The sequence below is a fragment of the Acidovorax sp. SUPP1855 genome, from assembly GCF_030158955.1.
Taxonomy (GTDB): domain Bacteria; phylum Pseudomonadota; class Gammaproteobacteria; order Burkholderiales; family Burkholderiaceae_C; genus Paracidovorax.
This window is the reverse complement of sequence record NZ_BQXI01000027.1, coordinates 70,324-79,193: the sequence shown is the minus strand read 5'-3', so window position 1 is coordinate 79,193 and position 8,870 is coordinate 70,324. Positions and strand designations below refer to the sequence as shown.

The following is an 8,870-nucleotide window of genomic DNA, read 5'->3' as shown; positions in this document are numbered from 1 at the left end:
GCGCATTGCCGTAGACCTTCGCATTGCCGTAGACCTTCGCATCGCCGTAGACCCACGCATTGCCGTAGACCTGCGCATTGCCGGAGACCTGCGCATCGCCGTAGACCTGCGCATCGCCGTAGACCTGCGCATTGCCGGAGACCTGCGCATTGCCGGAGACCTGCGCATTGCCGGAGACCTTCGCATCGCCGTAGACCTGCGCATCGCCGTAGACCTGCGCATTGCCGGAGACCCACGCATCGCCGTAGACCTGCGCATTGCCGGAGACCTTCGCATCGCCGTAGACCTGCGCATTGCCGGAGACCTGCGCATTGCCGGAGACCTGCGCATTGCCGTAGACCTTCGCATCGCCGTAGACCTTCGCATCGCCGTAGACCCACGCATTGCCGTAGACCTGCGTCTCATTTTCTATGTACCCGCCAACATCACCAGGCACGACGCCAAGTGCTGCGATTGCCACAAGTGCCCTGATGCGCTTGAGCGTGCGGCCTGGTGCAATGACGATCTCATCTCCGGGGACAAATTCAAAGCGTTTCTTGGAGGTCATGCCGACTCCTGGTCATAAAAAAACCTGCTCGGGGCAGGCTGTTGAAGAAAAAACCGCGTGCCTTACGGCATCCGGGCAAATAGAGAGGAGGGTGGTAGTTGCCTGCCCGGCGCGGTGGAATAAAAAACCCGCCGAAGCGGGAAGGGCGCCATTGCAGCGCCCGAGGGAGGAATGAAGATGGCGGCCGGAAACCAGCCGGCTTAACTGGTACTTCGCTCGTCAGCTTTTCGCAGTGACTGTCGTTTGCGCCATCATTGAAGCGGCGAGAGGATTCGAACCTCTGACACGCCTACGCTGTTTCGTCATGACTTCGCAGCGCATCGACAGTAACCTGCCCAATGACTCTGACCGACTGAGTTACGCCGCTTCAATGATGGCCCTGGCTATACGCTGCCAGGGGGTGGGGATTAGCCGTCGCCGTCGCCGTCGCCGTCGCCGTCGCCGTCGCCGTCGCCGTCGCCGTCGCCGTCGCCGGAGCCGTAGCCGTAGCCGTAGCCGGAGCCGTAGCCGTAGCCGTAGCCGGAGCCGTAGCCGTAGCCGTCGCCGTAGCCGTCGCCGGAGCCGTAGCCGTAGCCGTAGCCGGAGCCGGAGCCGGAGCCGGAGCCGTAGCCGGAGCCGGAGCCGTAGCCGGAGCCGTAGCCGGAGCCGGAGCCGTAGCCGGAGCCGTAGCCGGAGCCGGAGCCGGAGCCGTAGCCGGAGCCGGAGCCGGAGCGGTACACCTTGTTAGGCATTGATCGACTCCTTCGACTTCTTGGTGCAAGGGATCAGCTCGCACACGCCGGTCAGGTAGATCAGTGGGTTCAGTACATCGATATTGCACTCCTTGCTTTTGACGCCGTGCTGGGCCACGCCGGACAGTGCGATGCCGTCCGCGGCTTTCCACGACCACAGCCGGCGCGAGTCTTTGAGGATGACGTTTTCTCCGTCCACACTGATCACCTCGCCGGCGTGGACCCCGGCAGAGTAGCAGCGGGCAATGCAGTATTCGCCGACGACCGGGTTTTTCGGTGCTTGCGTTGCGGCTTGGCCGCTGAACATGGATGCGATCTGCTTGAGTTCGCCAAAGGTCAGACTGTCGATTGCGCTCATTGATATCTCCTGTGGTTGAAAAAACAAAAGCGCCTCGGTTGAAGCGCTTTTGGTTTCGCCTCTCGTGAGAAAGGCTGTCCTGCATTGCGTGGCAGGTATCGGCCGGTATAGGCCCACTGCAGTTCTTACGGTCGCTGCGAACCTCCACCCTCGGGCTAGATAGGCGTGGTACTTGGCGTCCACTCGGCTACAGGATTCCTTCGCCGCTATCAGTCATTGCCGTCACCGCTTGACGCACATCCCGCCTCGCCCTTTGAGGACTAACCCCGCCTGCTGCTTCGTTGAGCTTCGGGGCCGTGTCGCTTGCCCCTGGGGTGTTTCGCGTTTTGTGCTGCGATGGGTGTATTGTGGGCAAATATGTCCAATGAGTCAAGACAAATTTGCCCATGAGCACCAAATTTGTCTGGTTTTGCGAAACCTGGGCAATTCGCCGGGCAACAAAAAGCCGCCTCAATGGGCGGCTGATTGATTGACGGGTGGCGCTGGCTAGGGCCTGTAGTCCCACAGATGGCCAAGGGCGCCGCAGTTGCGCTCTAGACCTGAGAACGTCTGGTCAGCGGTGTACTTCCCCGCTCGGTACTCGTCGATTGCGTACTGCACATATGCCCGGCAATTGGCGGGTAGACCAGACTCTTTGCCAAGGGCAGGTTTGATGTTGGGGTCCTGGGCTTCGCAGCCAGCCAACAAGGCCCCGGCCAGGACGGCAAGGCAGGCCAATGTCAGCCTTATCAATTGCATCCGAACTGGTTGCATGTGCGGTGGTAGTAGTTGCCGCGGCTGTCGGTGCCTTGGTACGTGGTCGATCCGCCGTAGCTTGTGCTTGAGCCGTTCCAGGAATTCCCGTTGGATGCCGTACCGTTGTGATACGTCGTGTTCCCGAAGGTGGAGCTAGTCTGGTTCCAAGTATTCCCGGTCTGGTTGTTGTAGCCCTGCATCTGCGTCGCATTCCCGTACTGCTGGACGTTGTAGTTATTGCCCTGTCCATCGGTGCAGTACCGGAAAGCGCCGGCTCCCGTGCATGTGGCATTTGCACCAGCCATGCCGGCTATCAAGGCCAGCCCTACAAAGATCTTCTGCATATCAATCTCCCCACTTGTCGGCATGACGCCGGGCCGACATTCCGGCTATTTGCTGACTGTCCCTTGCATGAGAGAGCAGCCGCTACATTTGTCGTGCGAACAAAGCGGTGCCATGCGCTCTGGCATTGGGATGACGCGTGCAGGCTTGCGAGTGCGCTTTCGCTTGGACTGCTGCTCCATCATCTCATTGGCCTTGTATGCGATGCGGCTTGCAGTGACTGCCAAGACTGCGGGATCGTTTCTCAAGGCCCCGAAGATTCCATACTCGGTTTCATTGTCCTCTTGCCTTGAGGCATAGACAAATCCTTGAATCCTTCCTCCTCTAGCCTCGACAAGCAGGTATTCGAGCGTCTCAACCAGCAGAGCGCCTTGAGACTCCATGATCTTCGTTACTGTCCCCATCATCTTCCTCGTCGTATTCGGGGAAACTGAGCCGGGGTCTTGGACCTGGCCGCCTTGGCTCACTGTTCGGAGCCTGCAAGTCGAAAAGCCCCCGAAGCACCCTCTCGACTGTGCCGATTTCATCCGGAGTTGCTTGCTGCAACCTTAACAATATGTCACTCGGGAATGAATTTAATACTGAACTGTCGCCCCCTGGGGAGAAATTTCGATCAGATTCCGGGGCTTGATGTTGCTTTTTTTCGTCAGTTAGAGGGGCAAAAACCTTCCAGGGCTCGACCCCCATCGCAATCGCAATGGCCGTCACTGTGTTCAGCGCAGGTTCGTTCTTCTTGTCCACGATCCTTCGCAGAGTCTTGTCGTCAAGTTTCGACCGGCGCGCCAACTCCGCGATAGACGGCAACGCCTTGGATGCAAGGCGGGCGTTGATGTTTGCGACGAGTGCTTCTAAAAGCGGGCTGGCAAATTTACTCACTCGCAGATGATCCCATGCATTCATCGGGCAAATTTGTCCTTGCAAAATGGGGCAAATTTGTCTAGCATTGGGGCATGGACAAATTTGCCGACCCGCTTGAGCAAGTAGTCGCGGAGCTTGAGCAGCGCCGAGGCGACCTCCCACGAATCGCACGCGACAGCGGAATCCCATACGACACGATTCTGCGGATTAAGAACCGACAGAACGACCCTGGCTATTCCAAGGTCCGGCACTTGCACGAATTCCTCTTTCCTCAGCGCAAGGTGAAGGCCCTCAAAGGTGCCACTCATGGGTAACAGGACCATGAGCACAAGTATCAAGGCCAGCGCCAAGAAGCGCGCCCAGAAACCCAAAGCGGCTACCGAGGAAACGAAGGTGCTTGCCATCAACGGCAAGTTCTATAAGTCCCTGGCCCGCTGCGAGACGCCCCTTCCCGTTTACCGCTTCGGCCCCGATGAGGCCCCGCTGTACTCACAGATCCGAAACGCAAGCATGCCCAACGCGCAGGTGGGCTATGCATGGCCGCATCTGGCTGCGCGGCCGAGGGGGTGAGATGGCGCGCGCACGCAACATCAAGCCTGGCTTTTTCGCCAACGAAGACCTCGCCGAGTGTGAACCGCTCGCACGCCTACTGTTCGCGGGCCTCTGGTGTCTGGCCGACCGCGAAGGTCGTCTTGAGGATCGCCCAAAGCGAATCCGAGCCGAGCTGCTGCCCTACGACAGCTGTGATGCAGATGACCTGCTGAACCAGTTGCAGGCCCGCGGCTTCATCCTCCGCTACTCGCATGGTTCTGGCCGATTTATTCAGGTGCTGAGGTTCGACGCGCACCAGAACCCTCACATGAAAGAAGCGAAAAGCAGCATTCCGGCACCTGCGTCAGAAGTGCCTGCATTCGCCATGGATGTTTCTGGAAGCGATGGAGCACCGGATGAGCACAGTGCGAGCACCAGTCAAGCACCGGAAAAGAACCATGAGAGCCCGGCTGAATCCGGATTCCTGATTCCTGATTCCCTCATCCTTAATTCCGTTCCTGACGGAACGGGCGGCGCTGCCGCCAAGTCGGCCGCAGACCTGACGAAGGACGAACTCTGGAAAGCCGGTAAGTCGCTGCTTGAGCAGTCGGGCATGCCGAAGGCGCAGTGTGGGTCTTTCGTTGGAAAGCTCGTGAAGGACTACGGCAATGAAACCGTGGTGGATGCCGTCAGGGCGGCGGTCTTCGAGCGGCCAGCTGACCCAGCGCAGTACCTCAAGGCCGTGTGCATGCGTACCGCAGGCCAGCGGATCCCCATCAACAAGCAGGAGGCGCTTGAGCAGCGCAACCGCGCAGTGGCGGCCGACTGGATGCCGCCCGAGATGCGCGACCAAATCTCAGGAGTGCACTGATGCAGCAAAACGACTTTCCCGCCTTCCGCGACATGCTCACGGATGTGATGGCGTACTACGGCAAAGACGTGAGCCGGTTTGTGCTCGACCTGTGGTGGAACGCCTGCAAGCCTTTCGACCTGCAGCAAATCGGCCAGGCCATGCAGCGCCATGCGACCGACCCGGAGCACGGCCAGTTTGCCCCCAAGGTTGCGGACATGGTGCGCATCCTGCAGGGCACCACGACCGACCGCGCGGCAATGGCCTGGGGCAAGGTTCACGAGTCGATGTCTGCCGTTGGTGCGTACACCGACGTCGTCTTTGATGACCCGGCTATCCACGCTGCAGTGGATGACATGGGTGGTTGGCCCAAGGTGTGCCGCACGGACCTCAAGGAGCTTGGACTCCTGCAGCACCGTTTCATGCAGTCCTATCGCGCCTATTCCGAGCGAGGTCAGTTTGACTACCCGCGCCGATTGGCTGGTGACCGCAGCCCTGACAGTGAGTATGAAAAGGCTGGGTTGAAGCTGCCGCGTCCAGCGCTCATCGGCGACCCGGAGCGCGCGAAGCTGGTCTATCGGGGCGGGGGCTCTGGAAAGACCTCGATCACGTTCGCGCCCATCCAGTCCTTGGGGCATCAGATCGTTGCGGCCATTGAGTCGCCGAGGAATGCCGCATGACCCTCTGCGAAAACCTCAACGACGCAAAAGCCTGGGCCCATGCAGTGCTCGACGACGTGCGCGACGGCATCCCATGCCTGGCAAGCGACGTGCGCATGGCCCTGCGGATCTTGGGAGACCTGTCTTGAATGACCGAGTACGAAAAGACAGTGCAGTGGCTAGCCCAGCTTGCAAAAGAGCCTGCATGGGCGCTGTACGCAAAGCACAGGGCAACGGAACTGGAATCGCTCTGGCCGGGGATCACGGAAGTTATTCGGGCGGAGATGAATAAGCCAAAAGACAGTGCCGGCCTGTTGTCGGTATCAAGCGCTCAAGCGCAAAACAAGGACTGATATGTACCGTGAATTGCCACCCTCTTTGAATGGGCCCCTCGACCCGAAACCCCGAGCCAATCCAACGACCGCGCCAAGTCCAGATTCCCCGATGACAGAGCGTTTGCAGCGCCTGGAGCGGTCGTTGGCATCTCTTCAAATCCAGACCAATGCGTTTATCGAGGGCCTGGACCCATTGATGTGCCCGGAATCACTGCTTGATCAGGACGAAAAAGGTTCCGCCCCTACGACGAATCAAGGGGCCGTGATCGCCGCGCTCGATATGCATGCACAGACGGTGGAAGACATCGCAAAGATTTTGAGCCGGGCTAAGTCTCGTCTTTGCGTCTGGTAGAGCCTGGCCGTGCATGGCGGAAGAAAGGAGAAAAGACATGGCATATGAACGAATCATTCCCCGCGTCTGGGCTGTGGAAATAAGTAAGGACGGAAAGAATTGGCGCATATATGGCTGGGCCTTCTGGGAAACGCGTTCGTCGGCTCGTGATGCAGCGAGAGAAGCGCGTGATGAAGGCGGCCATCGATTTGTCCGCGTTGCCAAGTACGTGAGGTGGTGATCATGAGCATGTTTGACCGCGACACCATCATCCGCCTGGCTCGCGAGGCTGCAAGGCAGCCAGACAGGGCGTATGCGCAAGACGAGCAGGAATTTCTTGCGGATTTTGCTGAGCTGGTGGCCGCCGAAGCCGTGGCAAAAGAGCGCGAGGAGTGCGCAAAGGTTGGTGACGAACTGGCGGCTAATTGGTGGAACCTGCGCGGCCAGGTGAACCACGGAAACGAGCGACGCCACCTGCATTCCAAGGTTCACGGCGCAGAGCAAGTGGCTGCGGCCATCCGCGCAAGGCGTGCGTCATGAGCATCCAACAAGGCCACCGCTACGCCTGGGGCGCATACGACGCCATCGCCCTCGAATCTGGCTCTGGCTGCGTGCAGATCGCAGTCATAGACCACGACCTTCCCTATCCCCTGCGCGCCCCGCAGTGGGTGCATGCCAGCCAGCTCAAGCCGGCGGCCATGCGTTATTTCGGAAACAAGGTGCCAGCATGAATTGGTTGGAAATATTCACACTGGTCATGTGTGGTGTGGCCTTTGTTTTCCTCATCGCGACCATCCGCATAGACCGCGAGACGCGACGCATTATCCGCGATATGGAAAAACTTAACGAGCGCACCGAAGAATCTCGGCGCGAGATGTGGAGGAGCTGGCGATGAGCGACCGAATCACCCTGTCAATGTGGGAGCCAGTTCAAGCCCACAAAGCCCTGATGCACGCATGGATGCATGCCAAGGCTCTGCTGATGGCTGGGCACAGGCTTGTTCTGGAGGTGCGGCCAGAGACGCGCAGCGATGCGCAGAACCGCCGCCTGTGGGCAATGCTGCGAGACATAAGCCAGCAGGTTGACTGGTACGGGCAGAGGCTGACCGACGAGGAGTGGAAGGACGTGTTCAGCGCATCGCTCAAGCGTCAAAAGGCCGTGCCAGGGCTTGACGGCGGCTTTGTCATCTGCGGCCAGCGCACGTCCAAGATGACCAGGGGCGAGATGGCCGAGCTGCAAGAACTGATTGCGGCATTCGGGGCGGAGAAGGGCGTGCAGTTCAAGGCGGAAGGGGAATATGCGCATTGAACTCCCATGGCCAGACGCCTGCCTGTCGCCCAACCGCAAGAACGGCCGCCACTGGGGGGCTGTGCATTCGGCCAAGGGTAAGCGCCTGGCAGATGCCCGCTTGCTGACTCTCTCGGAGATGCGAAAGGCCGGCTACACGCCGCCACCGGGAACGCTGCAGATGGTTGTCACTTTCCACGCTCCAGACAAGCGCCGGCGCGACCTGGACAACCTTCTTGCGGCAATGAAGGCCGATTTCGACGGGATTAGCCAAGCGCTGGGGGTTGATGACCAGCTATTCGAGCCACTGACCCTGAAACGTGGGCCCGTTATCAAGGGTGGAGCTGTCGTGCTGGAGGTCGGATGCTGAACAAACTCAACGCCAAAGAGCGTAGGCATCTGGCCCGAGTCAAGGAACTCGCGTGCAGTGTGTGTGACGCAAGCGCTCCAAGTGAAGCTCACCACCTGAAGCAACACCGGCAGTACACCTGCATAGCCCTGTGCGAGAGCTGCCATCGCGGCCCATTAATGGGCCTGCACGGTCAACGCCGCGCCTGGGCGATCCACAAGATGGACGAAACCGACGCGCTGGACGTGACGATTCAACGGCTGATGGAAGGATGCAAATGACTGACTACCTCTACTGGCTTGGAGTAGCGCTGGGCTCTGCTGGTGCTCTGTGCGTATTCCTTGCCCTGCTGCTGTGCATCCATCGTCTTGCATGGCGCCTAGTACAGGAAATCTTCGGCTGGACGATCCTGGCCCCACTACTGACCGACTACTACGCAAAGAAAAGGAAGACCGAGAAATGACCATCGAAGCCACCCTCTCAGAACGCGGTAGCCGGTACGGCGATTTCGCCGACCATGCGGCCATTGCACAGCAGATCCAAGACGTGATGCGCGCCTCTGCTGGCTGGGCTCGCCTCAATGCTGTGCAAAAGCAGGCGCTCACCGTCATCGCCGACAAGCAGGCCCGAATCCTGTCAGGCGACCCGAACTACTCGGACAACTGGCACGACATGCAAGGCTACGCGAAGCTGGTCGAGGATCGGTTGCCCGCCCAGGCCTCGCCGATGGACCTTCCGACTATCCAGCCCGGGATAACTTTCGATAATCCCGAACCGCACGACGAGCTGCGCAAGACTTGGCGGCCAAGTCAGCTGTGGCAATTTCATGCGGATGGGGTTTGGCACGAATGTATATGTGAGCCGGCATGGCACTATTTCCGCCAATACCGCCGCCACCCCGACGACAAAGACGAGAGCGCGCAATGAGAAAGCGCTGTAAACGCCGCACCTGGCCCA

Annotated in this window: 19 protein-coding genes and 1 tRNA gene; 13 read left to right on the top strand and 7 right to left on the bottom strand. The window is 59.6% G+C overall.

From position 1 onward, the window contains the following. The 7 genes from AVMA1855_RS20365 to AVMA1855_RS20335 form a co-directional block, all read right to left on the bottom strand. Positions 1-547, bottom strand: a 547-nt coding sequence (locus tag AVMA1855_RS20365; RefSeq protein ID WP_284427109.1) for a bactofilin family protein, incomplete at its 3' end; no start/stop codon positions are given. Positions 548-804: 257 nt separating this feature from the next. Beyond that, positions 805-914, bottom strand: a tRNA-OTHER gene (locus AVMA1855_RS20360). Between the two features lie 40 nt (positions 915-954). After that, positions 955-1,278: a hypothetical protein gene (locus AVMA1855_RS20355; protein WP_284427108.1), complete on the bottom strand. Its 324-nt coding sequence runs from the start codon at positions 1,276-1,278 to the stop codon at positions 955-957. Beyond that, the gene (locus AVMA1855_RS20350) at positions 1,271-1,636 is read right to left on the bottom strand and encodes a DUF6948 domain-containing protein (RefSeq protein ID WP_284427107.1); all 366 of its coding nucleotides are present in this window, start codon (positions 1,634-1,636) and stop codon (positions 1,271-1,273) included. Before AVMA1855_RS20350 ends, AVMA1855_RS20355 begins: the two co-directional genes overlap by 8 nt. Positions 1,637-2,364: 728 nt before the next feature. Next, positions 2,365-2,715 carry a hypothetical protein gene (locus tag AVMA1855_RS20345; protein ID WP_284427106.1) on the bottom strand — a complete coding sequence of 117 codons (351 nt, stop codon included), beginning with the start codon at positions 2,713-2,715 and terminating at the stop codon, positions 2,365-2,367. Positions 2,716-3,067: 352 nt separating this feature from the next. Beyond that, the gene (locus tag AVMA1855_RS20340; protein WP_284427105.1) at positions 3,068-3,613 is read right to left on the bottom strand and encodes a hypothetical protein; all 546 of its coding nucleotides are present in this window, start codon (positions 3,611-3,613) and stop codon (positions 3,068-3,070) included. Then, positions 3,610-3,975 (bottom strand): hypothetical protein, encoded by a 366-nt coding sequence (locus tag AVMA1855_RS20335; RefSeq protein ID WP_284427104.1) that lies wholly within the window; start codon positions 3,973-3,975, stop codon positions 3,610-3,612. The genes AVMA1855_RS20340 and AVMA1855_RS20335 overlap by 4 nt, the downstream gene beginning before the upstream one ends. Before the next feature lie 128 nt (positions 3,976-4,103). Between AVMA1855_RS20335 and AVMA1855_RS20330 the strand changes: the two genes are divergently transcribed. The 13 genes from AVMA1855_RS20330 to AVMA1855_RS20270 all read left to right on the top strand — a co-directional run bounded on the left by AVMA1855_RS20330 (position 4,104) and on the right by AVMA1855_RS20270 (position 8,840). Continuing rightward, positions 4,104-4,973 (top strand): hypothetical protein, encoded by an 870-nt coding sequence (locus AVMA1855_RS20330; RefSeq protein WP_284427103.1) that lies wholly within the window; start codon positions 4,104-4,106, stop codon positions 4,971-4,973. Next, positions 4,973-5,632, top strand: coding sequence for a DUF6475 domain-containing protein (locus AVMA1855_RS20325; RefSeq protein ID WP_284427102.1), 660 nt, complete (start codon positions 4,973-4,975; stop codon positions 5,630-5,632). Before AVMA1855_RS20330 ends, AVMA1855_RS20325 begins: the two co-directional genes overlap by 1 nt. Next, the gene (locus tag AVMA1855_RS20320) at positions 5,629-5,760 is read left to right on the top strand and encodes a hypothetical protein (protein WP_284427101.1); all 132 of its coding nucleotides are present in this window, start codon (positions 5,629-5,631) and stop codon (positions 5,758-5,760) included. The genes AVMA1855_RS20325 and AVMA1855_RS20320 overlap by 4 nt, the downstream gene beginning before the upstream one ends. Next, a complete protein-coding gene (locus tag AVMA1855_RS20315; protein ID WP_284427100.1) occupies positions 5,761-5,964 on the top strand; it encodes a hypothetical protein in 204 nt (67 codons plus the stop codon). It begins immediately after the preceding gene. Position 5,965: 1 nt separating this feature from the next. Beyond that, positions 5,966-6,298, top strand: coding sequence for a hypothetical protein (locus AVMA1855_RS20310; protein ID WP_284427099.1), 333 nt, complete (start codon positions 5,966-5,968; stop codon positions 6,296-6,298). 222 nt (positions 6,299-6,520) lie between these two features. After that, complete coding sequence (locus AVMA1855_RS20305) at positions 6,521-6,817, top strand: hypothetical protein (protein WP_284427098.1); 297 nt, start codon at positions 6,521-6,523, stop codon at positions 6,815-6,817. After that, positions 6,814-7,008, top strand: coding sequence for a hypothetical protein (locus AVMA1855_RS20300; RefSeq protein WP_284427097.1), 195 nt, complete (start codon positions 6,814-6,816; stop codon positions 7,006-7,008). The genes AVMA1855_RS20305 and AVMA1855_RS20300 overlap by 4 nt, the downstream gene beginning before the upstream one ends. Next, entirely contained in the window at positions 7,005-7,172 is a 168-nt protein-coding gene (locus tag AVMA1855_RS20295) for a hypothetical protein (protein ID WP_284427096.1), read from the top strand. Before AVMA1855_RS20300 ends, AVMA1855_RS20295 begins: the two co-directional genes overlap by 4 nt. After that, the gene (locus AVMA1855_RS20290) at positions 7,169-7,585 is read left to right on the top strand and encodes a recombination protein NinB (RefSeq protein ID WP_284427095.1); all 417 of its coding nucleotides are present in this window, start codon (positions 7,169-7,171) and stop codon (positions 7,583-7,585) included. The genes AVMA1855_RS20295 and AVMA1855_RS20290 overlap by 4 nt, the downstream gene beginning before the upstream one ends. Further along, positions 7,575-7,934 carry a RusA family crossover junction endodeoxyribonuclease gene (locus tag AVMA1855_RS20285; protein WP_284427094.1) on the top strand — a complete coding sequence of 120 codons (360 nt, stop codon included), beginning with the start codon at positions 7,575-7,577 and terminating at the stop codon, positions 7,932-7,934. The genes AVMA1855_RS20290 and AVMA1855_RS20285 overlap by 11 nt, the downstream gene beginning before the upstream one ends. Next, positions 7,928-8,194 (top strand): hypothetical protein, encoded by a 267-nt coding sequence (locus AVMA1855_RS20280; RefSeq protein WP_284427093.1) that lies wholly within the window; start codon positions 7,928-7,930, stop codon positions 8,192-8,194. The genes AVMA1855_RS20285 and AVMA1855_RS20280 overlap by 7 nt, the downstream gene beginning before the upstream one ends. Beyond that, the gene (locus tag AVMA1855_RS20275) at positions 8,191-8,376 is read left to right on the top strand and encodes a hypothetical protein (protein ID WP_284427092.1); all 186 of its coding nucleotides are present in this window, start codon (positions 8,191-8,193) and stop codon (positions 8,374-8,376) included. The genes AVMA1855_RS20280 and AVMA1855_RS20275 overlap by 4 nt, the downstream gene beginning before the upstream one ends. Continuing rightward, positions 8,373-8,840 (top strand): hypothetical protein, encoded by a 468-nt coding sequence (locus tag AVMA1855_RS20270; RefSeq protein ID WP_284427091.1) that lies wholly within the window; start codon positions 8,373-8,375, stop codon positions 8,838-8,840. Before AVMA1855_RS20275 ends, AVMA1855_RS20270 begins: the two co-directional genes overlap by 4 nt. Positions 8,841-8,870 lie beyond the last annotated feature (30 nt).